Here is a 25,781-nt window from a genome sequence, read left to right as displayed (position 1 = left end):
TTCAGGCGACGGAACAAAGGCATAAACACATTACGGACCACCACATAAGGTCCGGGGACATTGAGGCGCACATTGGGTATGTCGAGCAGGACAAACCCCAAAGTGGCGGTATTGATGGGTGGCCCCTCGGCTGAACGCGAGGTGTCTCTCAGCTCTGGGCGCGAATGCGCGGCCGCCCTTGTGGGAGAAGGCATTGACGTGGTCGAACTGGACGCAGGTCCGGACCTCTATGCGCGCCTGATGGAGATCAAGCCGGATGTGGTGTTCAACGCCCTGCACGGCCGTTGGGGTGAAGATGGCTGTGTGCAAGGTCTGCTGGAGTGGATGCAAATCCCATACACGCATTCCGGCGTTCTGGCCTCAGCCCTGGCAATGGACAAGCAGCGCAGCAAAGAGGCGTTTCGCATAAACGGCCTGCCCATCGCAGACAGCATTATCGCGCCCAAGCACGACGTGATGGTCGAACACGTGATGGCGCCGCCTTATGTGGTAAAGCCGAACAATGAAGGCTCAAGCGTCGGCATCTATCTGGTGCATGAGGATGCAAACGGCCCGCCACAGCTATCCGACGACATGCCGGATCAGGTGATGGTCGAGCAATATGTGGCCGGTCGAGAGCTGACCGTGACCGTCATGGGTGACCGCGCCCTGACTGTGACCGAGATCATGACTGATGGCTGGTATGATTACGACGCCAAGTATAAGCCCGGCGGCTCTTGGCACGTTTTGCCGGCTGAGATCCCGGCTGAGATTTTCGACCTGTGCATGGACTATGCCCTGCGCGCCCACAATATTCTTGGTTGCAAAGGCGTTAGTCGGACCGATTTCCGTTGGGATGACGTCAAAGGCGCTGATGGTCTGGCATTGCTGGAAACCAATACTCAGCCTGGGATGACGCCCACCTCGCTGGTCCCTGAACAGGGTGAGCATTGCGGCATGACATTCGGTCAACTGTGCGCCTGGATGGTGGAGGACGCCTCATGCGACCGCTGAGCGCCACCCGCGCGCCGGTGATCCACCGGACCAAACCCGTTGCAGGGCCGGATGCGGATTTCGACTCTGCAGATACAGAAACGCATGAAGTGGACCCCGTCTTGCGTCTGCGCGGGGCGCGGCTGTTTGGGCGTAAACCGCGCGGCTCTGACCCGGCGCCTTCGCGGCTAAGCTATCGGTTCCAGCGGTGGATGCTGACGCCGGGCATTCGATTGGGTGTCAAGCTGGGCTTGCCTATATGCGCGGTCGTTGCGGGTGTAGGGTTTTACTTTGCCTCCGCCGATCGGCGCGAGGCTGTCAGTACTTACATCGCCGACATTCGCACTTCGATTCAGGAACGTCCGGAATTTATGGTCAACCTAATGGCCATCGATGGTGCAGGATCAAGCCTTGCTGAGGATATCCGCGAGGTCGTGCCGCTGGATTTCCCGATCAGTTCCTGGGATCTGGATGTCGAGCAGATGCGCGACACGATCATAGGGTTGGATCCGGTGAAAACGGCCACCGTGCGCATCCGGCCCGGCGGCATATTGCAGGTCGATGTGATCGAACGTCAGCCCGTCATTGTCTGGCGCACTCGGAATGGCATTGAACTGCTGGATGAAACCGGGGTTCATGTCGATCAGATCGCCTCGCGCAAGGATCATGTTGATCTGCCGCTTATCGCGGGCGAGGGCGCGGACCTGCACGTTGCCGAAGCGTTGGAACTTTTCCGGACCGCGCGCAGCCTTGGCACGCGGGTGCGTGGGCTTGTGCGCATGGGCGAACGGCGCTGGGATCTGGTTCTGGATCGCGGCCAGCGCATCATGCTGCCGACCGAGCGTCCGGTGCGCGCGCTTGAGCGGGTATTGGCAGTCAATGAAGTGCAAGACCTTTTGGAGCGCGATGTCGCCACCGTCGACATGCGCCTTGGGCAGCGTCCCACGGTCAGAATGACCAAAGCCGCCAGCGAAGACTGGTGGAACACAAAAACAGACGTGAGTAACGGGCAGTAACGACCATGATGACCGATCTTTATCAGTCCCAACGCGCCATGCGGCAGATGCGCAGACAAGCGATGCAGCGGGGTGTCATTGCCATTCTGGATGTGGGCAGTTCCAAGATTGCCTGCCTGGTGCTGCGCTTTGACGGAACCGGTCGCCTGCAAGAGGATAACACGATCGGATCCATGGCGGGTCAGACCGGGTTCCGCGTCATCGGTGCCGCCACGACGCGTTCGCGCGGGGTACAGTTCGGCGAAGTTACCGCCATGCAGGAAACTGAGCGGGCCATCCGAACCGCCCTGCAAGCAGCACAGAAAATGGCCGATATTCGCGTTGATCATGTGATTGCCTGTTTCTCGGGCGCAAATCCGCGGTCTTACGGTCTGGACGCTCAGGTTGATCTGGAAGGCCAGTTGGTGACCGAGGCAGAGGTGGGCCGCGTGCTCAACGCTTGCGACGTTCCGGATTATGGGGCAGGGCGCGAGGTGTTGCATGCGCAGCCTGTGAACTTTGCGTTGGATAACCGCTCGGGCCTGATCGATCCGCGTGGGCAACTGGGTCAAAGCCTGGCCGTTGATATGCACATGCTGACTGTCGATGCGGTCGCGATCCAGAACATTGTGCGCTGTATCAAGCGCTGTGATCTTGAACTGGCTGGTATTGCGAACTCGGCCTATGTGTCGGGTGTTTCGGCATTGGTTGAAGACGAGCAGGAGCTGGGTGCGGCCTGTATCGACATGGGCGGTGGTACGACCAGCGTGTCGATCTTTATGAAGAAGCACATGATTTATGCCGATTGCGTACGCATGGGTGGGGATCACGTGACCGCTGATATCTCAATGGGGCTGGGCGTACCGGCGGCCGTAGCCGAGCGGATCAAAACCTTCAATGGTGGTGTCCACGCGACCGGGGCCGATGATCGGGACCTGATCGATATCGGGGGTGACACTGGCGATTGGGAGCATGATCGCCGCACTGTCAGCCGGGCCGAGTTGATCGGCATCATGCGCCCCCGCGTAGAGGAAATCCTGGAAGAGGTACGCGTGCGTTTGGATGCAGCAGGCTTTGAGCATATGCCGAGCCAGCAAATCGTTCTTACTGGCGGCGGCAGTCAGATCATGGGGCTGGATGGGCTGGCCACACGCATATTGGGTCAGCGCGTGCGCCTGGGCCGCCCACTGCGCGTTCACGGCTTGCCGCAATCGGCAACGGGGCCGGGTTTCTCGTCTGCCGTGGGGCTCAGCTTGTTTGCGGCCCATCCGCAGGACGAATGGTGGGATTTCGAAATTCCGGTCGACACCTATGCCGCGCGTCCGTTCAAACGCGCCGTCCGGTGGTTCCGTGACAATTGGTAAGGTTCTCGGCCTTTCCGCTCTGACGCTGTGGTCGGGCGCTGCCGCGGCTCAGACCCGGATAACGCCCGAAGCCTTTCTGGATGCCGTTGTTGGCAAAACCGTCATGTTCTACGAGATTCGCAGCGGCGATCTGGTCGGGACCGAAGAGTTTCTGAATCACCGAACCTCGGTCTGGCGGGAAGAAGGGCGCGGCTGCGTCTATGGTCAGATCACCACGCCCGACGGTCAGATTTGTTTTCTGTATGACAATGACGCGGACGGGGTGCCTGTTTGTTGGTGGCCGTTCCTTTATCAGGACCGTCTGATGGTGCGACTGGCCTCATTATCGGATGGTGAGATTCAGGAAACGCGAAACATATCTGAAACAAGTTTGAACTGCCCCAACGCGCCCATCAGCTAAAGAAACCGGTTGCAGCGCTGAGATTTATCCATAAAGATATCCACAAGGCCCGTCAGAGGCCCGGCGGCAGGACCATGAGCAGTTTTCCGCCCTGTGAACCTGGGAATTCGACCCACCCGTGAGCTGAGAGGCGTCGCGTTAATTTCGCCTGGCTTGTGGCATCCTTAAGGCAATCCGCTAGATTTCGCGGGTAGTGCGAAATACCGCCGGATAGTGCCTCATTTCCTCCATATTTTGTGGGAATTCGCGATTTTTAGCGTGACCTTTGCGCATCACAACGATAGAATCGAACAAGGATAGGTAAGAAAAACACCGCTTTGGCGGGACAAAAATACAGGCGGACAGAGCATGACATTGAACCTTTCGATGCCCGGGCACGACGAACTGAAGCCTCGGATTACAGTATTTGGTGTTGGCGGTGCGGGTGGCAACGCAGTCAACAACATGATTGAAAAGCAATTGGACGGCGTTGATTTTGTAGTTGCCAACACCGACGCCCAGGCACTGCAGCAAAGCCATTCGTCGTCGCGGGTGCAACTGGGTGTGAAAGTCACAGAAGGTCTGGGGGCTGGGGCCCGTCCGACGGTAGGGGCCGCCGCTGCCGAAGAAAGCATCGAGCAGATCGTTGATCATCTGGCCGGCGCGCATATGTGCTTTATCACCGCCGGTATGGGCGGGGGCACCGGTACCGGGGCCGCGCCGATCATCGCGCAGGCCGCGCGGGAACTGGGCGTACTGACCGTTGGTGTTGTCACCAAGCCCTTCCAGTTCGAAGGCGCCAAGCGGATGCGTCAGGCTGAAGATGGCGTTGAATCGCTGCAAAAGGTCGTCGATACGCTGATCATCATTCCGAACCAGAATCTGTTCCGTCTGGCCAACGAAAAAACCACCTTCACCGAAGCCTTCTCGATGGCTGATGACGTTCTGTATCAGGGCGTCAAAGGTGTGACCGACCTGATGGTGCGCCCGGGCCTGATCAACCTCGACTTCGCCGATGTCCGCGCTGTGATGGACGAGATGGGCAAGGCGATGATGGGTACAGGCGAGGCCACAGGCGAAGACCGTGCCATCCAGGCGGCCGAGAAGGCCATTGCCAACCCGCTGCTGGATGAAATCAGCCTGAAGGGTGCCAAGGGCGTACTGATCAACATTACCGGTTCGCACGACCTGACCCTGTTCGAACTGGACGAGGCCGCGAACCGCATCCGCGAGGAAGTGGACCCTGAGGCCAATATCATTGTCGGCTCGACGCTAGACACAGCGATGGAAGGCGGTATGCGCGTTTCGGTCGTGGCGACTGGTATCGACGCCACCGAAAAAACCACAGAGGTTCCGGTTGCGCGCCGCTCGATGTCAGAGCCGCTGACCCGTACCGTATCTGCAGAAGAACCAGCAGTGGAAGCAGCGCCTGTTGCGGCTGAAGTAGCGGAACCTGCACCTGAGATGGTCGAAAACCGCGAGCCGACCTTGTTCGAAACCGCGGAAGACCCGGCAGCCCGGTTCCAGCAGGAGGATGATGGCCTGCCGCCGCCAGCCTATCAGCCTCGGGTCGCCGAGTTTGAGCCGCAGCCAGAGCATTTCGAGCAGACCCCCGAAAGCTATGTAGCGCCGCAGCCAGAACCCGCAGGAACACCTTCGCCAGAAGCGTTGCAACGGTTGCAGGCCGCTGTTCAGAACGTACCCTCTTCGGCGCAGCGTCTGACGGCAACCCGGCCTCAGGAACCCGCACCTCAGGCGCAGGCTGAGACCGAGGAACGCTCGCGCTTTGGCTTCAACCGGCTGATCGATCGGATGACCGGACATGCAGCAGACACGCCGTCTCAGCCAGCCCGTCAGCAGCCTGCGATGCGCCAGGTTGACGCAACGGCACCTGCCCATGAAGAGGCTGATCCCGATCAGGATCGGATCGAAATTCCGGCTTTCTTGCGCCGTCAAGCCAACTGATCGCGGTAACAAAATGAATGCAAAGGGTCGCCCTAGTGCGGCCCTTTTTCGTTTGTAAACAGGTGGATATGGGGGGATAAGCAGGGTTTTGCCGATCTGTCACATTGATGTTTCATTCAGTTACAAAGAGTGAGTTGAGCATAGACCCGTGCTTCCTTAACTGAGTGGCCAACACAGCTGTCACAGGCTGGACACCACTCGCTGAGGCCCAATTTGCAACATACGCTCAAATCTCCGGTTACGTTTAACGGCGTCGGACTGCATGGCGGTCAGCCTGTCGTTATGGTTCTGAAACCTGCTGCGGCAGGTCATGGGATCTGGTTCAAGCGGACGGATATTGAGTTGGGCAATGCGCTGATCCCTGCCATCTATGATGTGGTCGAGCGGACACCGCTCTGTACCCGCTTGGTGAACGATGCGGGCGTGTCGGTTTCAACAGTGGAACATATCATGGCCGCGCTGGCAGGCTGTGGTGTTCACAACGCGCTGATCGAGATTGACGGCCCCGAGGTTCCAATCATGGATGGCTCGTCGATTGATTTCGTGCGGGGCATCATGGCTAAGGGCGTGCGCCGTCAGGCCAGCCCGGTTCTGGCTTACGAAGTGCTCAAGCCCGTGACCGCGTCCCGCGAAGGCGCAAGTGCAACAATCGCACCGGCGGATGGCCTGATCATCGATTTCCACATCGACTTTGAAGATGACGCAATCGGCAGCCAGACCAAGACGCTGGATATGCGCAACGGCTCGTTCGTGCGCGAGCTGAGTGACAGCCGTACGTTCTGTCGTCGGACCGATGTCGAAGCGATGCGTGAAAACGGGTTGGCTTTGGGTGGTACACTTGAAAATGCTGTCGTGGTGCAGGGCGAAGAAGTGCTGACACCGGGTGGTTTCCGCCATTCTGATGAGGCGGTACGTCACAAGATGCTGGACGCTCTGGGTGACCTGTATCTGGCCGGTGGGCCGATTCTGGGCCATTTCACCGGCGAAAAATCCGGCCATTCGATGACCAACACGCTGCTGCGGAAGCTGTTTGAAACGCCGGGCGCCGTGCGTCCGATCCTGTGCACCTCAGAGCAGGCCGCGCGCTTGCCGGGTCAAGGTCTGGTTCAGCAAGAGATTCCGGCGGTGGCCTGAGCCGCTCACCTTTGACGACATTTGCGACAGAGGGTGCATAAGGCGTTTTGCACCGGAAATATCTATGCTAGACCAAGGCTCAATTCGGGGCGAACCCCGGTAAGTAAGATGACAAGGATGGGCGGTATGGTTGGCAGCAAAGCGGCAGTCAGGTTCGCAGGTGCGATTCTTCTGGCAGCAGTTTTGACGGCATGCGGCAACAAAGGCGCAGACCGCAATGAGAACCTCGAAGGCTTCACGCCCGAGCAAATCTATACCCGTGGTGAATACGAACTGTCTCAGAATCGCTCGGATGATGCGGCTTGGTATTTCTCGGAAGTTGAACGTCTTTATCCCTATTCCGACTGGGCAAAACGCGCGCTGATCATGCAGGCGTTTTCGTTCCATTCCGACAAGAACTACGAAGAAAGCCGCGCCGCTGCACAGCGCTATATCGATTTCTATCCCACGGATGAAGATGCCGCCTATGCGCAGTATCTGCTGGCGCTCAGCTACTATGATCAGATCGACGAAGTGGGTCGTGATCAGGGTCTGACCTTTCAGGCGTTGCAAGCTCTGCGGACCGTGATTGAGGTTTATCCTGACAGCGAATACGCCACTTCAGCGGTGTTGAAGTTCGATCTGGCCTTTGATCATCTCGCAGGCAAGGAAATGGAGATCGGGCGGTATTATCTGCGCCAGGATCACTATGTCGCCGCCATCAACCGATTCCGCGTCGTGGTTGAGGATTTTCAGACTACGTCCCATACAGCCGAAGCCCTGTATCGTCTGGTCGAAGCTTATTTGTCTCTGGGCCTGTTTGATGAGGCGCAGACCGCTGGTGCGATCCTGGGATATAACTACCAATCTTCAGAATGGTATGACGATGCCTACAAGCTGCTGACCTCGCGCGGATTGGATCTGAAGAGCCGTGGCAACAACTGGCTCAGCCAGATTTATCGTCAGACGATCAAGGGCCAGTGGTTGTAAGCTGGTGACGGGCAGGGGATGCTAGAACCCGATGCTGCGCGCCTTAGATATCCGTGACATGCTGATCATCGACCGGCTGGAATTGACCTTCCAGCCGGGATTGAATGCGTTGACCGGTGAGACCGGGGCTGGCAAGTCGATCCTTTTGGATTCGTTGGGGTTTGTTCTGGGGTGGCGCGGTCGTGCCGAACTGGTCCGGCAGGGCGCGGCGCAAGGTGAGGTCGTGGCCGAATTCGAACTGCCTGAAGATCACCCCGCGCACGAGGTTTTGGCCGAGGCTGGACTGCCGGGCGGGGAAGAGTTGATCCTGCGCCGCGTCAACACGGCCGAGGGTCGCAAGACCGCCTGGGTCAATGACAGGCGTTGTTCGGGTGAGGTTCTGCGCGCCTTGTCTGAAACCTTGATTGAGCTTCACGGCCAGCATGATGATCGCGGATTGTTGAACCCGCGGGGGCATCGCCTGCTGCTTGATGACTACGCTAACGTTTCGGAGCAACTGACCGCAGTGCGGCAGGCCTGGTCCGAAATGTCACGCAGTCGCAAAGCCCTGGCCGAAACCGAAGCGGCGCTGGCTGCTATGCGGGCCGAGGAAGAGTTTCTGCGTCACTCCGTTGCCGAACTGGACAAGCTGGACCCGCAACCGGGTGAGGATGCTGAATTGGACGCCCGTCGTCGTATGATGCAGGGGGCTGAACGCATCCGCGATGATGTTGCCCGAGCTTTTGATTTGCTGGGCGGCGAAGGCGCCGAACGGGCGATGTCGGATGCGATGCGCTGGTTGGAAGGTGTCTCTGACAATGCAGGCGGACAGTTGGAAGGGCCAATCGGTGCATTGGGCCGCGCGCTGATCGAGCTAGGCGAAGCACAAGATGGCGTGAACACCTGCCTGCAAGCGCTGGATTTCAATCCGGCCGAGCTGGAAGCGGCTGAGGAACGTCTGTTTGCGATCCGCGCATTAGCCAGAAAGCATGATGTCGCCCCGGATGACCTTGGGGCCTTTGCGGATACTCTGCGGGATCGTCTGGGCCGTCTGGATGCGGGTGATGCGGATCTGGCGGATCAGCGCGCATCGGTTGAGGCCGCGCAGGCGGCCTATGATGCCGCGGCTGCAGCCCTGAGCGCAGTCCGTCAGAAAGCTGCTGGTCAACTGGATGCAGCGGTGATGGCCGAGCTTGCGCCGCTCAAGATGGAACGCGCCGTGTTCCAGACCGAAATCACCCCGGCGGATCCGGGCCCCGAGGGCATCGATGCGGTTGCCTTTACAGTCGCGACCAATCCCGGCGCGCCGTCAGGTCCGTTGAACAAGATCGCTTCGGGGGGCGAGCTCAGCCGCTTTCTGCTGGCGCTCAAGGTCTGCCTATCCGGCGATGACAGCGCGCGGACCATGATCTTTGATGAGATTGACCGGGGTGTCGGGGGCGCAACCGCCGATGCGGTTGGCCGCCGGTTGGCGGCGTTGGCGCAGGGGGGGCAGGTGCTGGTCGTGACCCATTCTCCTCAGGTGGCCGCGCGGGCAGCGCATCACTGGCGGGTGCAGAAACAGGTCAGCGACGGGCAGACGCTGTCTACCGTTGTTCCGCTGGCCGAAAGTGACCGCGTGGATGAAATCGCCCGGATGGTTTCGGGCGATACGATCACCGACGAAGCACGGGCCGCAGCGCGTGCCTTGCTGCAAGCGTGATGGATCGGTGCTGCTTTCTTTGCCTTGCCATACTTTTATATGACCGCCCCTTGGCTTACTAAGGGGTAAGCGACGAGCCCCGAAGGCAGATGACTCAATCAACCTACACTGTACTGCGCAATCAACTGAATCAGGCCATCGCCGCGATCAAGGATGCCTTTTGGGTGATGCGCCGACGCGGGCCCAGTCAGATACAGTTCTGGTTCATCGCGTTGGTGATCGGTATTGCCGCAGGGTTCATGGCCCTGGGGTTCCGCAAGGCGATCCAGTTTTTACAGGCCTATCTGTACGACACAGATAACATCCTGCTGCTGCACAGCCATGCCGAGAAACTACCGTGGTACATGGTTCTGATCATCCCGATCCTGGGCGGTTTACTGGTTGGCGTGATCCTGAACCGGTTCACCCATGACGGCCGTGTTCGGTCGGTCGCGGATGTGATCGAAGGGTCTGCTGTCACCGATGGTCGCGTCGAGGTGAAGGCGGGTATCGCGTCCTTCTTCGCCTCACTGATCACGCTCAGCTCTGGCGGTTCGACCGGCCGGGAAGGGCCAGTTGTGCATATGGCAGGGGTGATCTCGACTTGGGTCAGCAACCGTATTCACGCGGATGGGATCACGGGCAGGGATCTGTTGGGATGCGCTGTTGCGGCTGCTGTCTCGGCCAGTTTCAACGCGCCCATTGCGGGGGCCTTGTTCGCGCTTGAGGTCGTGCTGCGCCATTTCGCGGTTCACGCCTTTGCGCCCATCGTCATTGCCTCGGTCGCGGGAACGGTGATCAACCGGCTGGCCTATGGGGATGTGACTCAATTCGCGCTGGATACGCCTGGGTCCCTGAAGTTTTATGTGGAACTGCCTGCCTTTCTGATCCTTGGCCTGATCTGCGGGCTCGTCGCTTTGGTATTGATGCGTTCGATCTTCTTTGCCGAAGACATCGGCACCCATGTACAGAACCGTCTGTCTTTGCCGGGATGGCTGCGCCCGGCGGTGTCGGGGGCGATGCTGGGCCTTTTGGCCATCTGGTTTCCGCATATTATTGGCGTCGGCTATGAAACCACGATCCGCGCGTTGACGGGTGATCTGGTTCTGACCACCGCGATCCTGCTGGCCGTGGTCAAGACCATCGCGGTGGCCATCACCATGGGCGGCCGCATGGGGGGCGGGGTGTTTTCGCCCTCGCTGATGATCGGGGCGTTGACCGGGTTGGCCTTTGGTTTGATTGCAACGGGATTGCTGCCGGATGTCTCGGGGACCCATACGCTTTATGCTTTTGCGGGGATGGGAGCGGTTGCGGCTGCGGTACTGGGTGCGCCGATTTCAACCACACTCATTGTGTTTGAACTGACCGGAGACTGGCAGATCGGTCTGGCCGTGATGGTTTCAGTCTCGATGTCGACAGCACTGGCATCTCGTTTGGTGGACCGGTCTTTCTTCCTGACCCAGTTGGAGCGCCGAAATGTGCATCTGGCCGCTGGCCCGCAAGCCTATCTGCTTGCCATGCTACGCACCGGGGCAGTGATGCGGCCAATCGGCGACGCACGCTCGATTACCGCGGATGAGGCGCAGGAACTGATCGCGCGGGGCCTCTGCGTCAAAGCCAGCGCCACACTGGAAGCCGCCATGCCCTATTTTGACCGGGAAGACATTCCCTGTATTCCGGTGATCTTGTTGGAAGAAGACGGCTCAGAAACCCCCATTGGTGCGCTCTATCATGTCGATGCGCTCAAGGCTTATAACAGGGCGTTGGCGGCCACTGCGGCCGAGGAACATTCCTAGCCATCGTAAACGCTGGCAGCGTCACCCAGATAGTTATCCCAGGCAAACCAATAAGAGATATGCCCGGCGACGCGCGGTAGCTTCGCGCCATCTGGCCCGGTCAACATCTCTTCGGACAGGGTCCATTTGCGACCGCTTTCGTCCACTAGCCCGCCGTCAGAGGCTGTGAACCTGTGCCCCGCTCGCTCATAAGCCCGCACGGTCCGGCGATCCGGGTTTCCGATCAGAACCAGAGGGCGGTTCGCAATTGCATCATTGATCACACGGGTACGGCTGAACGCATCCAGTGGCCATGCACGCGCAGCGCCGAACTGGCGGATCGTAAAAATGTAGTCCTTTTGCCGGTGTTGGGACTGATCGACCTGTGCGGGGAACATCAACTCGGGCGAGGCGAAATACTCACGGTAGACCACGCCAGACCCATAGTTGCGGCGATGTCCGGTATCCAGCGACAGTACGCGGGTACCAGGGTGCGAAGTCTTCCAATTGTCCCAGGTCGTGATCACAACGGGTCGCTGTTTCAATTCGATCCCGCTGTCGACCAACGGGCCGACCACGGGTTTGCCGGTATATTGATTCCACAGCGAGTGTGTTTCGCGGTCAAACATCAGTTTGTTCGACCGGTAGAGGAAGCCAGAGGAACCAAAGACAAACGGTTTGCGCCGCCCCGAAACCTGCGTTTCAAACAGAATGCCAGACCCGCACAGGGTGCAATAGGCAAGTGCGACCGGAACACCTCCGATCACTTCGTTGAACATTTCATGCCACCCCATGATCCGCAGCGGATAGGCGCGTACATCCCGGTTGATCGAGACGCCAAAGACCAGATCATCTCCTTTGAGGTAGCTGGCGTCTGAGGCAGAGATAAGCGTTGGATTGTCCAGTGAAGGGATGCCGTCTTTGTAGACCCCACCCCAGGCGATTTCTTCCAGTCGGATCTTCATCCGGTCGCGTGCCAGGTATTCGGGCCGGAGGAACAGATCAAAATTCTGGTCGATCCCCAACAGAACCTCACGTTTGAAGGGGATCAGCGATGGGTGCGGGATCAGTTGTGGGTTCCGCTCTTGCCAGAGCATCCAATCAAACCAGCCCGTTCCGAGCTTCTGACCGCTGAGGGTTTCCATCACCTCTGAAATTTCATCCCGCCGCCGATCCCCGTATCGCATGGCGGTCAGCAAAGCAGGCACCACATCAGGTTTCCCGCGCTGCGTCAGATAGGCCATCTGCGCCTCAAACTCGGTTCGACCGGAATAAAGCGTGCTGCGCAGCGCCACCAGCACCGGGTCCTGTTGTGCCCAAAGCACGCGCGGTGCCAACGCGCTAAGACCCAGCCCCCCAACAAAGCTGCGGCGTGAAACTGACATAGCATCCTCCTAGGTCGTACATGCATAGTATGCCTTCAGTTGTACTCACTTTCATTCAACAGCGTCGTGATCGGGGTGTGAGCCTTTCGTTTCGCGAATCGCAGCCCCATCCAAACACATCGCATTTGAATAATTCGGCATAATCTAGGAGCGACCCCTGCATCCCAACGAAGGGCGTGCTCTCTCCTGAAGTCGAGATTCTAAGCGTACTACTCAGTTAGCAATCCGTATTTGCGGATCTCGGATTTTGACATCTTGTGAATGTCGTCAGCCGGGGCGGCGTAGACTGTGAACCAGTAGAATGCGTCATGCCCGAGCATGCGTTCGACATAAAGTCGGTTTTGCTCGTGTTCAGGTGCGCCGCGCGGGTAGTTGGATGCTTCTTTTGCACCATCTGACCATGCGTGTACGCCAATCTCTGCCCCGTCATCCATAGTTCTTCTGACACCTGCCAGAAAAAGATCAACCCCACCCGAGTGGATGAGACTGGATGATGTGAGATGCGTGTTGAGGCCTAGTTCGCGCACTCGGTAGGCCAATGCGATCATGGTGTCGTCATCCAGTGAGCCCGGCACATCAAGTTCAACCAGGGTCTCGATGTCAGGGTGTTGGGCATAGATTTCCTCGAATTGCTTAAGCGTTTTGGAGTTGATCGCTCCTTGCATAAACAGTTTTGTGCCTTCGACGCGGAACTCAGTCATCGGGACCTGGTTCCACGCCAAAACTGAAATCTGGGTACAACCAGACAGCACGACGGCCGCCAATGCTGCCATCACGGCAGCATACTTTCCAAGGCGCCAGCGGCGGGTGCGTCTTGGACTAGCCGACAACATTGTGTCCTCGACCGCGCATGCAGTTAAAGACAATACTCTTTCTCGCACTATCTAGCTCGCTAGAGTCCTCTGCCGTTCCCAACAGCCCTCCGACAGCTGCGCCAACCCCCAGCCCTGCAAGCGCATCGCCGCTATCGGCTTCGGCAGCACCAACAAGCCCGCCCACTATGGCACCAGTGATGGCAGAGTCGTTGGATTTCTCTTTTTGCAAAGACACCTGCTCGCAAGCTGCGAGATCTGATTGGAAGTTTGGGTTTCGTTGTCCGTCAACGATCAGTGAGTCATTGGCATCAGCGCATGCGGTTAGGGTTAGTCCAAGTGCCATCAACCCATATGCGTTCGTCATTTTCATTAGTCTTCGTCCTTTTGTTTGGTCTGAATTGTTCGGAAGGTGAGTTAGGGTTTCGATCTCAATAAATCAACAATTATTTTATGTTTTATTTAAATTACGTGAAGTAAGGATTTATTGATTTGATGATTTGCGCTAAAGAACGCTTGCTACTGCAGGAGGATCGATGACTTTTTTCGCAAAAGCCGCCATGGCGCTTAGTCTGAGCTGTTACTTCCTTTTGTTTGGATTCGTCTGGATTGGTGAGATGTTGGGGATTCACGGCCTGGTTTGGGATATGTTCGACTTTCCCGAACAAGACACTTCGCCTCCATTCTGGACGCTGGTTGTCGGTCTGATTTTAACCCTGATGGCGCTGATGTCCCTTGCTGGCGCCTTTCGCGGTGCATGGCTTGTGCTCAACGGGGGGCCAGAACAGGATTTTCGGGATCTTGGACGAAACCTGCGCCATATGGCGTGGGGATTGATCGGATTTTGGATCGGCTACAACGTAATAACTCTCGTCATGCCGCATCTGATCGTAATCGGATTGGAATCAACCGAAGGCTTTGATTTTAGTTGGGCGCCGCTCGACCTTGATATTGTTTTTGCGATCACGGGTGTGGTGTTGCTTGCGATATCCCAAACGTTACAACGCGCCTGGCAGGCCGAAGACGAAAACAAGCATTTTCTCTAGGGGGCACCATGGCTATTCAGGTAAATCTCGACCTGATGCTTGTTAAGCGCAAGGTCTCCTCGCGTGAGTTGGCTGCGGCAATCGGCTTATCCGAGACCAACTTGTCGTTGATCAAGTCCGGCAAAATCAAGGGTGTCAGGTTCTCAACGCTTGAGGCTATCTGCAGATATTTGGACTGCCAGCCAGGCGATATTTTGAGCTTCGAACCGGATTAACCCGGTATCAAATCTGTGCGTAGATCAGTCGGACAGTGCACTAAACTGTCAGATTTGCTCTACCTTAACCGACTCAACCGGATAGAAGGCGATGTAGCCCTTGATCTGCGCCACACCAGGGATCGGGCTTTCATAGCTCCAGGCGGCGTTTTCTGTGACCGAGGATTTGTTGACGATCGAGAAATGGGTCGCATCCCCTTTATGCGGGCAATGCGTGACCTTGTCGGTTTGGTCCAGAAAGGCCATCGCGATATCGGAACGCGGAAAATAGATCACGGGTTCCAGATCACCTTCCAGCAAAACCAGAGCAGTGTTTGTTTCACCCAGAATGGCACCGCCAGAGCGGACGCTCCATTTGCCATCAGCTTTCTCGATTGTGATCTCTGTCATTCCTTGCCTTCCCTTCAGCGTCGCGTGGGGCTCTCCTCTGCCCGTTTTATGTAACAGTCCGGTGTCAGACCGGCACGGTTGCGGCATCCAACCACAGTTGAGCGTCAGGGCCCAGTCTTGGCCGGATTTTTTCCGCAACGTCGCGGTGATAGGCGTTTAGCCAGATGCGCTCGGCGGCGGTCAGCATGTCCACCACGATCAGCCGACGATCAAAAGGCACATAGGTCAGAGTGCGCCACTGCAGCATCGCGCGTTCCTCATCACCACCGGGCAGGGCTGGGGCATCTTCGACGACGACCAGATTTTCGATACGGATGCCAAACGCTCCTTCACGGTAATATCCCGGTTCGTTGGACAGGATCATGCCGGGTTTCAGGGGCACGTGGCTGACGCGAGACAGGCGCTGTGGGCCTTCGTGGACGCTGAGATATGCGCCCACACCATGGCCGACTCCGTGATTGAAATCCTGCCCGGCCTGCCAAAGAGGCGCGCGCGCGATACATTCAATGTCGCGCCCGGCCAAACCAACGGGCCAGCGCAGCATCGAAAGGCCGATCATGCCTTTCAGAACACGGGTGAAGCAGGCTTTTTCTTCATCCCCCACCGCACCAATGGCGATGGTCCGCGTGATATCGGTGGTGCCGTCCAGATATTGCCCACCGCTGTCTAGCACCAGCAGGTGGCCGTTCTGCAGCAGACTGTCGGTCTCGTCGGTCACTCGGTAGTGCATGATGGCCCCATTCGGGCCGGTGCCTGAAATCGTATCGAATGAGATATCCTGGAGCGCATTGTCCTTGCGCCGGTTATCTTCCAACCGGGTCACAACTTGCGTTTCGGTCACGCTGCCGGGCTGTTGCGCATCCAGCCAACACAGGGTTTCGACGACGGCAACCGCATCGCGCAGATGCGCCTCGGCGCTGCCCTCAATCTCAGCGGCGTTTTTGCAGGCCTTCGGTAGGGCGCAGGGATCTCCACCATCGACCATCTTGTCGCCCAGCGCATCTGCCACGATCTGCGGCACGGTGGCCGCGTCGACCTGTACGCGCCCGTCCAGTTGCTGAACCGCATTCAGAAAATCTGCAGGATCGTGGACCGAGACCTGATCTCCCAAATGATCGCGTACCTCGACAAGTTTCCGGGCGGCCATGAACAAATCCACCTGACCTGTGGCGTGCAAAATCGCGAAGCCATGGGCGACAGGGTTGTAACCGATGTCAGAGCCGCGAATGTTCAGCAGCCACATGATCGAGTCCGGTAGTGTGATCAGCGCTGCCGTACACCCTGCGTCTTCTATGCTTTTTGCCAATCGTGTGATCTTGTCGCTGGCTGCTTCTCCCGCAAACTCTATCGGGTGGGCTTTGACCGGGTTCATTGGTGGGGCGGGCTGATCCTGCCATATCCGATCGACCAGATTGTCAGTGCGCACCAGCTCAATGCCGCTGCCCTCAAACTCCTTTTCCGCCGCAGAGATTTGCCCCGCCGCGTGTAGCCAGGGATCAAAACCAATCTTGCCGCCTTGGGGCAGTTGCTTTTTGACCCAGGTACTCAGGCTGACATCGGGCCAGGGGACCGGCGTATAAACATCCGCGACCTGCGCCTTGACCTGTGTGCGATATCGCCCATCGATGAACACACCAGCCTCATCCCGCAATGCCACGCAAAACCCCGCCGAGCCTGTGAAGCCTGTCAACCAGGCCAGACGTTCGTCACGTGGGGCCACGTACTCCCCTTGATGAGCATCCGCACGCGGGATCAGAAATCCATCCAGCCCTGCCCGTTCCAATTTTGCCCGCAGCGCGGCCAATCTTGGAGGTCCCTGTTCAGGGCGCGCAGTGACTTTAAAACTCTGAAACATGAGGGCCTCTTGCATCGGTCGATTTGCGCTGAAACCTGCGATCTGTCGAAGGAAATGTCCAGCGTGGGACAGTTCTGTTAAGTATCTGAGGTCAAAAAATCATCAATCGCCTTGATATAATCCCTGTACGCGTCGTTGCTGGGCAGTGGAAGCTGGTTAGCAGTCTCCAGAATGACGAGCGATGCATCAGGTATTCCCGCTGCTAACTTGCGCGCTTCGGACAAGGGATGAACAGTTGTGTGGCGGCCGTGTAGAATCAGGGTGGGGCATCTTACCTGAGGCAACAGATCTAGTGCCGTCATGCTGTTGCCGATGTCACGGTAGTGTAGTTTTTGCTCGCGCGAGTACAGCGATTGCATCTCTGTCACCATGTGGCGTACATCATCCAGTGGTCCATCCGGGAAATAGCTAAGCGTAGAGCCGATTGCATAGCCACCTCCTGGCGTGTGCCAACCTTCGGAAATCAGTGTTTTGATCGAGTCTGGTTTTTCGCTATCTACACGATGATTGCGCCCTTCTGCCCATCCGCCAGCAATAACCAGCTTGCTAACACGATCCGGATGACGCGTCGCAAAGTGGATGGCAGGAAAAGCGCCGCCAAACTCTCCTATGATCGAGAAACGATCGAAACCCACGGCATCCGCCACGGTCAGAATTTCATTTAGTCTGTGGTCGAAGACTGCCCGATGATCTTCGTTCGAGCTTACGCTGTGATCCTTGTTGTACCGCAGCAGGTGGAAACGGCTTGCCATATCTGTCAGACGCTTCCGTTCAGAGGCCAAGCGCCACTCTGCTTCCAGATCATGGATAACCGAGCCGATGCGAAGCACCGGAAGCCCTTCGCCGTTGAGAGTATACGGAACAACCAATCCGTCCTTACCATGCGCGTAGCGCAGTCTTTGCGTATGCTCTTGTTGTGCAACGGCGTGCTCAGGATCGCCGTCACATCTGACATCTGCCGCCAGTTGAAGCCCGCGCCGCACGATTGTGCGGATGATCCGTTGTGCCTTGCCATCATCGCCAACGGCCCGCCGCGCGGCGGCCACACGCGCGCTGATGGTGGATTCCGATACAAAACGCCCGTTCCAGACCCGCTCGATGATCTCATCCCGCGCCACCAGTTTGCCGGGGTGTTCGGCCAACAATTTCAACAGATCAAAGACCTGCGGTTCAACAGGCACTGCCTCGCCCTGGCGGGTCAGGACGTGGCGATCCACGTCCAGAACACAATCTGCAAATTCGTAGCGCATGGGATCACTACATCCGGTTTTGAGCGGTCTCACAAGCGCCAAAGGCAATCCCAAAGGTTTCTTAGGAATTTCTCAATGCGGCCTTCAAGCGCTCAGCTTAGCTGGGTGGCAAAATGACAATCAACATTAGGAGATCGCAACATGATGCCGCCCTTTGACACAGCTCTCCTGCGCTACCAACCCGCACGCTACCGGTTGCGCAACAGCGCTGCCCGCCCTCCAAAACCAAGCCGGCATTTCGCGCAGGCCGTTCTTCGGTTTCTATCAGGCCTCAGGACGCCTCAGGCGCAGCGAACCTAGCTGGCCTTCTTCATCCCCATCACGCGGGCACGGGCGCGAGGATCGCTGTCAAACAGCGCGGCCAACTGTTCAGTCATCGCACCGGCCAGTTGCTCGACATCGGTAATGGTCACCGCGCGGTCGTAGTAGCGCGTTACGTCGTGGCCGATCCCGATGGCCAGCAATTCGACCATCTTGCGCTTTTCGACCATGGCGATCACATCGCGCAGGTGTTTCTCCAGATAATTCGCCGGGTTCACGCTGAGCGTTGAATCATCGACCGGTGCACCATCCGAGATCACCATCAAGATCTTGCGCTGCTCGCGCCGGGCCAGCATGCGGCGATGGGCCCATTCCAGCGCCTCACCGTCGATGTTTTCCTTCAGCAGACCTTCTTTCATCATCAGGCCCAGATTGGCACGGGCGCGCCGCCAGGGTGCATCAGCACCTTTGTAGACGATATGGCGCAGGTCGTTCAGACGGCCCGGTTGCTGCGGGCGGCCATCGTTCAGCCAGGCCTCGCGCGCCTGCCCGCCCTTCCATGCCCGGGTGGTGAAGCCAAGAATCTCGACCTTCACATTGCAGCGTTCCAGCGTCCGGGCCAGAACATCCGCACAGACCGCCGCGATCGAAATCGGGCGTCCGCGCATTGAACCAGAGTTGTCCAATAGAAGGGTCACAACCGTATCGCGGAACTCAGTGTCCTTTTCGACCTTGAAGCTTAGCGGGGTCGTGGGGTTTGCAACCACGCGGGCCAGACGGCCGGCATCCAAAATGCCTTCTTCACGGTCAAACTCCCACGATCTGTTCTGTTGCGCCTGCAAACGGCGCTGCAGCTTATTGGCCAGTCGGCTGACTGCGCCTTTCAACTGATCCAGCTGTTGATCCAGATAGGCGCGCAGCCGTTCCAATTCCGCCGGTTCTGCCAGATCCTCGGCGGCAATCTCTTCGTCATGCGTGTTCAGATAGACCTTGTAGTCCGGGTCAGCCTCGGACGCGGGTGGAGGGGCAGGGGGCTCCAGCGGGGCTTCGCCATCTGGCATCTCGGCCTCATCCGACATCTCTTCGTCGGCCATCTCGTCCATCGAGACCTGTGCCTGAGACTGGTCCTGCTGTTCTTCCTGCGTCTGCTCAGGCGTGGCGTCAGCGTCTTGTTCGTCCTGATCATCCTGCCCGGTGCTGTCCGGATCGGGCTGTTCTTCGGCGTCTTCCTCGGCCTGATCTTCCTGTTCGTCATCCAGCTCATCCGGGTCGTCGCCCAGCTGGTCGCCGTAGCCCAGATCCTTGATCATCTGTCGCGCGAACTTAGCGAATTCGGCCTGATCCGAGAGCACCTCGTCAAGGTTCTCCAGCACGCCACCGGCCTGTTCCTCGATGAAACCGCGCCACAGGTTCATGACATTCTCGGCGGCAGGGGGCAGGTCGCGCCCAGTCGCCAGATGACGGATCAGATAGCCCGCCGCCACGGACAACGGCGCCTCGGCCGGTTGCTTGCACTGATCATAGCCCCGCCGCAGCGCTTCATGCCCGATCTTGACGTCGATATTGGACGCAGTGCCGGGCATGTCCCGTGCACCCATCGCTTCGCACCGAGCGGTTTCCATCGCCTCATAGAGGTCCCGCGCCATATCGCCCGGAGGGGCATAGCGGTTATGGGTCGCGTCGTCATGATAGCGGCGTTGCAAGGCCAGTGCATCCGCTGTGCCACGCGCCAGTAGAACCTCCTCGCGCGTCATCCGTCGCGACACCTGAGGCAGTCGCATCGACTCACCCGACAGGCCAGAGGGATCGACGGTGTAGCTTACCGAAAGCTCCGGATCGTCAGCCATGACCTTAGTGGCCTCGGCCAGCGCCTTCTTGAACGGATCGGCGGGGTTGTCGTTTGGTTTACTCATTTCTTGTTCTGGTCCCCAAACATACAGTTCATATTTGCTAGCTTAACCAGACCCAAGCTATCGCTGCCATCACAGGTTTGTCCCGGCGGTGGGCGAAGATTCAGCCAAAGCTCATCTTCAAGGACGATGGCACCGTCTGCAAAGAAGGTCATTGAGTTTTCGAATTTTACGTATGCGCTTTTTTCAAGATTAGGTGACTTGAACTCGATTGCACCACCAAGACCTGTATTACAAACCACAAAAATACCGGGGCCAATGGCATTCATCATGTCCATGTGACTAAAAAAAATAGGTTTTCCGCAGGGCCATTTTACATCAGCCAAAGCCGATTGCGCGCTGCTCAACATGAGCGCGAGAAGCGCGATGCGAGCACCGCAGCGCATCACCCCAAGCTCACGCTTGCCGCGCTTTCCGGCAGTTCCTCGTCAAAGCAGCGCTGATAGAACTCGGCCACGGTCTGGCGTTCCAGCTCATCACACTTGTTCAGGAAGGACAGACGGAAGGCATAGCCGACATCGCGGAAAATCTCGGCGTTCTGGGCCCAGTTGATCACGGTCCGCGGGCTCATAACGGTGCTCAGGTCACCGTTCATGAAAGCGGTCCGGGTCAGGTCGGCAACGGTAACCATCTGGCTGACGGTCTTGCGGCCCTCGGCGGTATTGTACAGCGGCGCTTTGGACAGAACGATCATCGTTTCTGCATCATGGCTCAGGTAGTTCAGGGTCGAGACCAGCGACCAGCGGTCCATCTGAGCCTGGTTGATCTGCTGCGTACCATGGTACAGGCCAGTCGTGTCGCCCAGACCAACTGTGTTCGCGGTGGCGAACAGGCGGAAGTTGGGGTTCGGCGTGATGATCTCGTTCTGGTCCAACAGGGTCAGCTTGCCGTCATGTTCCAGCACGCGCTGAATCACGAACATCACGTCCGCACGGCCCGCATCATATTCGTCGAATACGATGGCAACCGGGTTGCGCAGGGCCCAGGGCAGGATGCCTTCGTGGAATTCGGTGACCTGCTTGCCGTCGCGCAGTTTGATCGCATCCTTACCAATCAGGTCAATCCGGCTGATATGGCTGTCCAGGTTCACACGCACAGCGGGCCAGTTCAGACGCGCCGCGACCTGTTCGATATGGGTCGATTTGCCGGTGCCGTGATAGCCTTGGATCATCACGCGGCGGTTATGGGTGAAGCCTGCCAAGATCGCCAGCGTGGTTTCCGGGTCGAACTTGTAGGTGGGGTCGATTGCAGGGACGCGGTCGCTTGTTTCAGCAAACCCTTTGACCGCCATATCGCTATCAATGCCGAACACTTCACGAACCGAAATCTCTTCGGTTGGTTTTGCGTTGATGTCGATCGATCCGTCAGCCATGCGCCTTGTCCTTATCCTTTGGCCCGTTCTCCGGGTTTGAACCCGTGTGTGGTGCAACATATTGCAGACAAGGGCAAGGGAAAGCCGCGCGTTGAAATGGCTGACAGGATCTTTCTTTCAAACTGGCCTTATGGCAGGCAGAACCACGCTTAATCCAGAATGGCGTCACGCATCCGGATCAGACTGCGTTCATCGACGAAACGCGGGGTCTGATGCATATAATCGCGGAAGGCGCGGCCATAGCCCTGCAGCAGCCAACGTTCTTCGTTCAGAACGAACAGAAAATAGATCACGAACAGAATGGTGGCCAGGCCGAGGGTCAGCCACGACCCGCTGGCGATACCCAAGCCAATCGTTGCCAGAACCGAGGTGACGTATTGCGGGTTGCGCGAATAGGCATACATGCCGCCGGTCACCAGCCCGTCGCTTTCGCAATAGGTGTTATCGAGCCCCAGGAACCGGTAGCCCCAAAGCGTGATGCCAAAGGACATCACCATGATCGGCAGGCCCAGCACATAACGGATCCAATGACCCCAGCCGTTCACCCAGACCTCGGACAGCGCAAACACAACCGTTGCACCGCAGAACAGACGAAACAGGCCAAAGGCCGTGTGATGCCGCCATCCGCTGGCACTGGGCCACAGGCCAAGCTGCGGTAGGCGCAGGTTCAGCGTAAGATATCCGCTCAGCAACAGAGCCGAGCCTAGGGCAATACAAAGAGCAATCGTATGAACGTGATAAATGAGGGGTTCCATATCGAATTCCGTTGTCACAGGTCATGTTCGGATATGGGCGCGGTTCTTGGCCCATGAGCACAGGCCGTAGCAAGGCTTTGTAACAGGTTCAGGACTATGGCGCGTTCCGTGAATTTCCTGTGGTTGGAGGTCGGCGTAAGCGCAACAGGTTACAAGGTGTTCAGTGACAGCCAGAGCTTTCCCTGCTTGAAACCACCTCGAATGGCGATGCTTGGATCGCGAAATTCTGGATAATCCTCAAGCCAATCTCGAAACTGGTCGTTGGTCACAATGCGGGCTGTGTTCTCCCGAGCGGCGCGCAGGATCAGTGGATCGGCAGGGGTGCCTTTGGGGGCAATCATCACCCGATTGACGGGCAGTTTCAGAACGCGCGCAAAAGCCTGATCATTCATGTAATGCCCGATGATCTTGTATCCGGCATTGGCATCAAAAACGACGCCGGGTTTCAGCCCTGCTTCGGTCAGGGCCGAAATAACCTCCTTCAAGGTGGCCAGATCAGGCTTGCCATCTTTCCAGTGCATTACGTTGGACCCGTCCACGATGGCCCAGTTGCTTGCCCTCTTGCGACGGCCCAGCCAGGCGCGGACCACCAGAATCAGGCTGGCGGCAACGCTGAGGAGGGCGATCAGAAACGGCCCGTTGCTTGGTGTCGGCCAAAATGAGGCGGCACCTACGCCAATCAGCGAAAGTGACAGAACAATCAGTGATGTGCGCATGAAAACGACCCGGTAAATCCAATATTCAAATCCCCAGCACTATCCGGGGATTTAAAGTGTTTTCCCAGACCCTGTCGTTGTCAGAGGTAGCAACCGAGATAGTCCTGCACTGGCCTTGATGTTAGCGGACGTCCTGCGCAGCTCTTTCGCGCACGACATCACTTAAAGTTCCTACTGTCCTTGATCTGATCCCAGGCCCAGACCACCTCTTGCAGCTGTTCCTCCTGAGACCGGTCGCCGCCATTCATGTCAGGATGCAGGACCTTGATCAGCTTTTTATAGGCTTTGCGCACTTCCGACTTAGACCAGCTGTCATTGGCCTCAAGGATTTCAATGGCGCGACGTTCGGTGGGCGGCAGGCGACGACCACCGCTGCCCGAAGTGCGGCCCTTGTTCTGGGTGCTGTTTGCGCCCAGAACCTGATGCGGGTCCTCAATGCCCAAACGGGCCCAGGCGCGGGCTTCGGGGTCGCCCATAGGCTTGGTTTCGCGTTCCCATACCTTGTCTTTCGAGCGTTGCGCATTCAGCTCGGCCTCGGTGGTGCCATCGAAGAAATTCCATTTCTGGTTATATTCGCGCACATGTTGTTGGCAGAACCAGTAGAAATCATCCAACACATCCGGGGCCTTGGGCGCGCGGTACTTTCCGGGCTCCTGACATCCGGGATGGTCACAGATTCGCACCGAGGTTTCAGACGCACCCGACATGCCCCGACGCCCGCGCGGGTTCTTCTTCTTGGCGCTGGAAACGGACATATCGAATCCAAAGGGGTCTGATTTCGCCATGCTTTAATCCTCACGAACGTATCTTTTCGACTCGGAGGCAGCAGTTTAGTCTAAGCTGCCGAAAGTAGAAGAGGGGGGCGGCAAGTTTTTTTGCTGCTGAGCACAAAATTGAGCATTACCGAGGACATCCGAACCCGCCTGCAAGCCGCCTTTGACCCGCAAGAGTTGGAGGTGATCGACGACAGCGAAAGCCATCGCGGCCATGCGGGCTTTCAAGAAGGGGGCGAGAGCCATTTCAACGTCCGCATCCGCGCCGCAGCATTCGAGGGCCAATCCCGTGTTGCGCGGCATCGGGCTGTGCACAAGGCGTTGGGGGATGTCGTGCCGCGTATTCATGCATTGGCTTTGGATATTGGAGTCTGATGTTTTCTGACGTGCAGTTCAAGCGTAGTCGGCGTCTGATCCCGGTTCTACGATGCAAGCTGGGTTCTATCATATCCGTTTGTTTCCTTTGCCAAGGCGTGCAGGCCCACGCCGAAGGCCATATGTTTGACCTTTGGGTCAGTCACAAGGACATTCAGCTAGAGGCGTTCGACCCCCAAGGAGCTTATTCCTGCAATAGTCCTTCGAGACCGGCAAAGATCGATGTGACGCATGCCTTGGACTTAAGTGGTAAGGACGTTTCGCGTTTCTTAGGGCAGATACAACCTGAGCGCTCCGTAAGGCCGCAGGTCAGTCGAGGTGGAGGTGATCAACAAAATACAGGTGCTGACGAAGAAAGCCCGATAATCTTGCAAAGGTCTTTTACAAAGAACGAATTGGACAGCGAACAGAATGTCGATCTGCGTACTGAAATGTATTTTTGTGAATACCTTGGCTTCCCAGAGTTCGTAGGGCTCATCTACACGATTTCGGGTAGGGTTGGGAGGTACACTTTAAAGAAACGAGACTTTATTGGGCACGAACATGGCGGTCAGGTGCAGATCACATACCGTAGAACCTCGAGATTTTTAGGGGGTTCCGGCGAAGATCCTTTAGAGGAATACGTTAGCGGATATTTGAAGGCTTCGCTAAAGCTCAGAGATATCTATTTCCTTGAACAAGGCTCAGAGGTGAAAGTACCCATGGATTTTGACATTGATGTCCATGTCCAAGTGTCCACGGTTGAGGGGTTGTGATGAGAACCCGTTTTGCTGCCTTGGCAGGTACGGTGTTGACCTTGTTGGGGCTGTTTCCGGATCGCGTTTCGGCGCTTGGCGCCTGGGTCATCGAGTTTACAGAAAGCGACTATATTGTTGTCAGCTTGGAGCCCGTTCGATCATCCGATACCAAGCTTCCGTGTCGAGCGGGGTTTCGACCCGTGAGGTTGGAGGATCAGTCAAACCTAGGCGAATTTGGCCAGTTTCGAATCGGTACGACTTCGCCTGATATTTTCCAATCTACGGCTAAGAAAAGAAGCGTCGCTGCGCAAACGCGGGTGCAAGTACTGATGAAGACGCGGTTGTTCGGCTGTGCGTTTGGGCCGCATTTTGTGCCATATCGTGGGCATGTCGAATTGACGGTCTCTCTTGGATTAGCGGATATTGAACCGTTGCACCTTAGGCACAATGTGTTTGAACGAGGTAACGACTTTTCAGTGAATTACAGTGCCCAATTGGCGGGTGCGTTTGAACCCGAGTTCGTCACTTGGGGAAGGTCAATGAAATCACCACCGAGCGAATATGCTGACAAGGTGCGGGGCACTTTGCAATTGTCTTTCCGGCCAAACCCCACGATCCCCGTGTCAGATTGTGGCTTGGATGATCCAATCGTACTCAACCGCTTCAATGCGAGGTTTCTGATAGTACACGACGCATCGCGATAGAAGGCATTGGAC

At 57.4% G+C, this 25,781-nt stretch carries 26 protein-coding genes; 14 read left to right on the top strand and 12 right to left on the bottom strand.

The genetic code is table 11. From position 1 onward, the window contains the following. The first annotated feature begins 78 nt into the window (after positions 1 to 78). From AC2FGE_RS11545 to AC2FGE_RS11505, 9 genes are all read left to right on the top strand, one after another. Positions 79 to 993 (top strand): D-alanine--D-alanine ligase, encoded by a 915-nt coding sequence (locus AC2FGE_RS11545; protein WP_496819368.1) that lies wholly within the window; start codon positions 79 to 81, stop codon positions 991 to 993. Continuing rightward, positions 981 to 1,988 carry a cell division protein FtsQ/DivIB gene (locus AC2FGE_RS11540; protein WP_496819367.1) on the top strand — a complete coding sequence of 336 codons (1,008 nt, stop codon included), beginning with the start codon at positions 981 to 983 and terminating at the stop codon, positions 1,986 to 1,988. The genes AC2FGE_RS11545 and AC2FGE_RS11540 overlap by 13 nt, the downstream gene beginning before the upstream one ends. 8 nt (positions 1,989 to 1,996) lie before the next feature. Next, complete coding sequence (gene ftsA, locus AC2FGE_RS11535) at positions 1,997 to 3,331, top strand: cell division protein FtsA (RefSeq protein WP_496819557.1); 1,335 nt, start codon at positions 1,997 to 1,999, stop codon at positions 3,329 to 3,331. After that, positions 3,318 to 3,731, top strand: coding sequence for a hypothetical protein (locus AC2FGE_RS11530; protein ID WP_480827684.1), 414 nt, complete (start codon positions 3,318 to 3,320; stop codon positions 3,729 to 3,731). Before ftsA ends, AC2FGE_RS11530 begins: the two co-directional genes overlap by 14 nt. A 348-nt stretch (positions 3,732 to 4,079) precedes the next feature. Further along, the gene (gene ftsZ / locus AC2FGE_RS11525; protein ID WP_496819366.1) at positions 4,080 to 5,675 is read left to right on the top strand and encodes a cell division protein FtsZ; all 1,596 of its coding nucleotides are present in this window, start codon (positions 4,080 to 4,082) and stop codon (positions 5,673 to 5,675) included. A 213-nt stretch (positions 5,676 to 5,888) separates the two neighbouring features. Beyond that, complete coding sequence (lpxC, locus tag AC2FGE_RS11520; protein WP_496819365.1) at positions 5,889 to 6,809, top strand: UDP-3-O-acyl-N-acetylglucosamine deacetylase; 921 nt, start codon at positions 5,889 to 5,891, stop codon at positions 6,807 to 6,809. A 126-nt stretch (positions 6,810 to 6,935) separates the two neighbouring features. Next, complete coding sequence (locus AC2FGE_RS11515; protein WP_496819364.1) at positions 6,936 to 7,778, top strand: outer membrane protein assembly factor BamD; 843 nt, start codon at positions 6,936 to 6,938, stop codon at positions 7,776 to 7,778. 31 nt (positions 7,779 to 7,809) lie between these two features. Next, positions 7,810 to 9,459 (top strand): DNA repair protein RecN, encoded by a 1,650-nt coding sequence (gene recN, locus AC2FGE_RS11510; RefSeq protein WP_496819363.1) that lies wholly within the window; start codon positions 7,810 to 7,812, stop codon positions 9,457 to 9,459. Positions 9,460 to 9,548: 89 nt separating this feature from the next. Further along, on the top strand, positions 9,549 to 11,234 hold the full coding sequence (locus AC2FGE_RS11505; protein ID WP_496819362.1) for a chloride channel protein: 1,686 nt from the start codon (positions 9,549 to 9,551) through the stop codon (positions 11,232 to 11,234). Here AC2FGE_RS11505 and AC2FGE_RS11500 read toward each other — a convergent pair. The 3 genes from AC2FGE_RS11500 to AC2FGE_RS11490 form a co-directional block, all read right to left on the bottom strand. Then, positions 11,231 to 12,598 carry a DUF3179 domain-containing protein gene (locus tag AC2FGE_RS11500; protein ID WP_496819361.1) on the bottom strand — a complete coding sequence of 456 codons (1,368 nt, stop codon included), beginning with the start codon at positions 12,596 to 12,598 and terminating at the stop codon, positions 11,231 to 11,233. The two genes, AC2FGE_RS11505 and AC2FGE_RS11500, sit on opposite strands and share 4 nt — an antisense overlap. Positions 12,599 to 12,807: 209 nt before the next feature. After that, on the bottom strand, positions 12,808 to 13,371 hold the full coding sequence (locus AC2FGE_RS11495) for a hypothetical protein (RefSeq protein WP_496819360.1): 564 nt from the start codon (positions 13,369 to 13,371) through the stop codon (positions 12,808 to 12,810). 46 nt (positions 13,372 to 13,417) lie between these two features. After that, positions 13,418 to 13,783 (bottom strand): YMGG-like glycine zipper-containing protein, encoded by a 366-nt coding sequence (locus AC2FGE_RS11490; RefSeq protein WP_496819359.1) that lies wholly within the window; start codon positions 13,781 to 13,783, stop codon positions 13,418 to 13,420. A 163-nt stretch (positions 13,784 to 13,946) separates the two neighbouring features. Between AC2FGE_RS11490 and AC2FGE_RS11485 the strand changes: the two genes are divergently transcribed. Next, the gene (locus AC2FGE_RS11485) at positions 13,947 to 14,456 is read left to right on the top strand and encodes a hypothetical protein (protein ID WP_496819358.1); all 510 of its coding nucleotides are present in this window, start codon (positions 13,947 to 13,949) and stop codon (positions 14,454 to 14,456) included. Between the two features lie 8 nt (positions 14,457 to 14,464). After that, positions 14,465 to 14,671 (top strand): helix-turn-helix domain-containing protein, encoded by a 207-nt coding sequence (locus AC2FGE_RS11480; RefSeq protein WP_480540708.1) that lies wholly within the window; start codon positions 14,465 to 14,467, stop codon positions 14,669 to 14,671. A gap of 48 nt (positions 14,672 to 14,719) precedes the next feature. Here the strand turns inward: AC2FGE_RS11480 and AC2FGE_RS11475 are convergent, their stop codons facing one another. The 9 genes from AC2FGE_RS11475 to AC2FGE_RS11435 all read right to left on the bottom strand — a co-directional run bounded on the left by AC2FGE_RS11475 (position 14,720) and on the right by AC2FGE_RS11435 (position 23,965). After that, complete coding sequence (locus AC2FGE_RS11475; RefSeq protein ID WP_496819357.1) at positions 14,720 to 15,061, bottom strand: DUF427 domain-containing protein; 342 nt, start codon at positions 15,059 to 15,061, stop codon at positions 14,720 to 14,722. A 64-nt stretch (positions 15,062 to 15,125) separates the two neighbouring features. Continuing rightward, positions 15,126 to 16,916, bottom strand: coding sequence for an aminopeptidase P family protein (locus tag AC2FGE_RS11470; RefSeq protein WP_496819356.1), 1,791 nt, complete (start codon positions 16,914 to 16,916; stop codon positions 15,126 to 15,128). A gap of 77 nt (positions 16,917 to 16,993) precedes the next feature. Further along, positions 16,994 to 18,166 (bottom strand): alpha/beta hydrolase, encoded by a 1,173-nt coding sequence (locus AC2FGE_RS11465; protein ID WP_496819355.1) that lies wholly within the window; start codon positions 18,164 to 18,166, stop codon positions 16,994 to 16,996. 296 nt (positions 18,167 to 18,462) lie between these two features. Next, positions 18,463 to 20,340, bottom strand: a complete 1,878-nt coding sequence (gene cobT / locus AC2FGE_RS11460) for a cobaltochelatase subunit CobT (protein WP_480827676.1) — start codon at positions 20,338 to 20,340, stop codon at positions 18,463 to 18,465. Next, positions 20,337 to 20,723: a hypothetical protein gene (locus tag AC2FGE_RS11455; RefSeq protein WP_496819354.1), complete on the bottom strand. Its 387-nt coding sequence runs from the start codon at positions 20,721 to 20,723 to the stop codon at positions 20,337 to 20,339. Before AC2FGE_RS11455 ends, cobT begins: the two co-directional genes overlap by 4 nt. Further along, positions 20,723 to 21,709 (bottom strand): cobaltochelatase subunit CobS, encoded by a 987-nt coding sequence (cobS, locus tag AC2FGE_RS11450; RefSeq protein ID WP_496819353.1) that lies wholly within the window; start codon positions 21,707 to 21,709, stop codon positions 20,723 to 20,725. Before cobS ends, AC2FGE_RS11455 begins: the two co-directional genes overlap by 1 nt. 149 nt (positions 21,710 to 21,858) lie before the next feature. After that, positions 21,859 to 22,464 carry a methyltransferase family protein gene (locus AC2FGE_RS11445; RefSeq protein ID WP_496819352.1) on the bottom strand — a complete coding sequence of 202 codons (606 nt, stop codon included), beginning with the start codon at positions 22,462 to 22,464 and terminating at the stop codon, positions 21,859 to 21,861. 149 nt (positions 22,465 to 22,613) lie between these two features. Next, complete coding sequence (locus AC2FGE_RS11440) at positions 22,614 to 23,180, bottom strand: NYN domain-containing protein (protein WP_496819351.1); 567 nt, start codon at positions 23,178 to 23,180, stop codon at positions 22,614 to 22,616. A 158-nt stretch (positions 23,181 to 23,338) separates the two neighbouring features. Next, positions 23,339 to 23,965 carry a J domain-containing protein gene (locus tag AC2FGE_RS11435; protein ID WP_496819350.1) on the bottom strand — a complete coding sequence of 209 codons (627 nt, stop codon included), beginning with the start codon at positions 23,963 to 23,965 and terminating at the stop codon, positions 23,339 to 23,341. Between the two features lie 108 nt (positions 23,966 to 24,073). Here AC2FGE_RS11435 and AC2FGE_RS11430 point away from each other — a divergent pair, with 108 nt between their 5' ends. The 3 genes from AC2FGE_RS11430 to AC2FGE_RS11420 all read left to right on the top strand — a co-directional run bounded on the left by AC2FGE_RS11430 (position 24,074) and on the right by AC2FGE_RS11420 (position 25,769). After that, positions 24,074 to 24,328, top strand: a complete 255-nt coding sequence (locus AC2FGE_RS11430) for a BolA family protein (protein WP_496819349.1) — start codon at positions 24,074 to 24,076, stop codon at positions 24,326 to 24,328. A gap of 122 nt (positions 24,329 to 24,450) precedes the next feature. Continuing rightward, positions 24,451 to 25,083: a hypothetical protein gene (locus tag AC2FGE_RS11425; protein WP_496819348.1), complete on the top strand. Its 633-nt coding sequence runs from the start codon at positions 24,451 to 24,453 to the stop codon at positions 25,081 to 25,083. Next, entirely contained in the window at positions 25,083 to 25,769 is a 687-nt protein-coding gene (locus AC2FGE_RS11420) for a hypothetical protein (protein ID WP_496819347.1), read from the top strand. The genes AC2FGE_RS11425 and AC2FGE_RS11420 overlap by 1 nt, the downstream gene beginning before the upstream one ends. The last annotated feature ends 12 nt before the right edge of the window (positions 25,770 to 25,781 follow it).

Source organism: Ruegeria sp. YTSA075 (genome assembly GCF_059610245.1).
The sequence above is the reverse complement of the archived record's forward strand: the minus strand, read 5'-3'. Positions and strand labels throughout refer to the sequence as shown.

Bases quoted from the DNA above. Each gene is read 5' to 3' on its own strand.
- AC2FGE_RS11435 (WP_496819350.1), bottom strand. From the start codon at position 23,965: ATGGCGAAATCAGACCCCTTTGGATTCGATATGTCCGTTTCCAGCGCC.
- AC2FGE_RS11470 (WP_496819356.1), bottom strand. From the start codon at position 16,916: ATGTTTCAGAGTTTTAAAGTCACTGCGCGCCCTGAACAGGGACCTCCA.
- AC2FGE_RS11505 (WP_496819362.1), top strand. From the start codon at position 9,549: ATGACTCAATCAACCTACACTGTACTGCGCAATCAACTGAATCAGGCC.
- AC2FGE_RS11465 (WP_496819355.1), bottom strand. From the start codon at position 18,166: ATGCGCTACGAATTTGCAGATTGTGTTCTGGACGTGGATCGCCACGTC.
- AC2FGE_RS11485 (WP_496819358.1), top strand. From the start codon at position 13,947: ATGACTTTTTTCGCAAAAGCCGCCATGGCGCTTAGTCTGAGCTGTTAC.
- cobT (WP_480827676.1), bottom strand. From the start codon at position 20,340: ATGAGTAAACCAAACGACAACCCCGCCGATCCGTTCAAGAAGGCGCTG.
- AC2FGE_RS11445 (WP_496819352.1), bottom strand. From the start codon at position 22,464: ATGGAACCCCTCATTTATCACGTTCATACGATTGCTCTTTGTATTGCC.
- AC2FGE_RS11425 (WP_496819348.1), top strand. From the start codon at position 24,451: ATGTTTGACCTTTGGGTCAGTCACAAGGACATTCAGCTAGAGGCGTTC.
- AC2FGE_RS11440 (WP_496819351.1), bottom strand. From the start codon at position 23,180: ATGCGCACATCACTGATTGTTCTGTCACTTTCGCTGATTGGCGTAGGT.
- cobS (WP_496819353.1), bottom strand. From the start codon at position 21,709: ATGGCTGACGGATCGATCGACATCAACGCAAAACCAACCGAAGAGATT.
- ftsZ (WP_496819366.1), top strand. From the start codon at position 4,080: ATGACATTGAACCTTTCGATGCCCGGGCACGACGAACTGAAGCCTCGG.
- AC2FGE_RS11515 (WP_496819364.1), top strand. From the start codon at position 6,936: ATGGTTGGCAGCAAAGCGGCAGTCAGGTTCGCAGGTGCGATTCTTCTG.
- AC2FGE_RS11455 (WP_496819354.1), bottom strand. From the start codon at position 20,723: ATGCGCTGCGGTGCTCGCATCGCGCTTCTCGCGCTCATGTTGAGCAGC.
- AC2FGE_RS11495 (WP_496819360.1), bottom strand. From the start codon at position 13,371: ATGGCAGCATTGGCGGCCGTCGTGCTGTCTGGTTGTACCCAGATTTCA.
- AC2FGE_RS11490 (WP_496819359.1), bottom strand. From the start codon at position 13,783: ATGAAAATGACGAACGCATATGGGTTGATGGCACTTGGACTAACCCTA.
- recN (WP_496819363.1), top strand. From the start codon at position 7,810: ATGCTGCGCGCCTTAGATATCCGTGACATGCTGATCATCGACCGGCTG.
- AC2FGE_RS11475 (WP_496819357.1), bottom strand. From the start codon at position 15,061: ATGACAGAGATCACAATCGAGAAAGCTGATGGCAAATGGAGCGTCCGC.
- AC2FGE_RS11545 (WP_496819368.1), top strand. From the start codon at position 79: ATGTCGAGCAGGACAAACCCCAAAGTGGCGGTATTGATGGGTGGCCCC.
- AC2FGE_RS11500 (WP_496819361.1), bottom strand. From the start codon at position 12,598: ATGTCAGTTTCACGCCGCAGCTTTGTTGGGGGGCTGGGTCTTAGCGCG.
- ftsA (WP_496819557.1), top strand. From the start codon at position 1,997: ATGACCGATCTTTATCAGTCCCAACGCGCCATGCGGCAGATGCGCAGA.
- AC2FGE_RS11420 (WP_496819347.1), top strand. From the start codon at position 25,083: ATGAGAACCCGTTTTGCTGCCTTGGCAGGTACGGTGTTGACCTTGTTG.
- AC2FGE_RS11540 (WP_496819367.1), top strand. From the start codon at position 981: ATGCGACCGCTGAGCGCCACCCGCGCGCCGGTGATCCACCGGACCAAA.
- AC2FGE_RS11480 (WP_480540708.1), top strand. From the start codon at position 14,465: ATGGCTATTCAGGTAAATCTCGACCTGATGCTTGTTAAGCGCAAGGTC.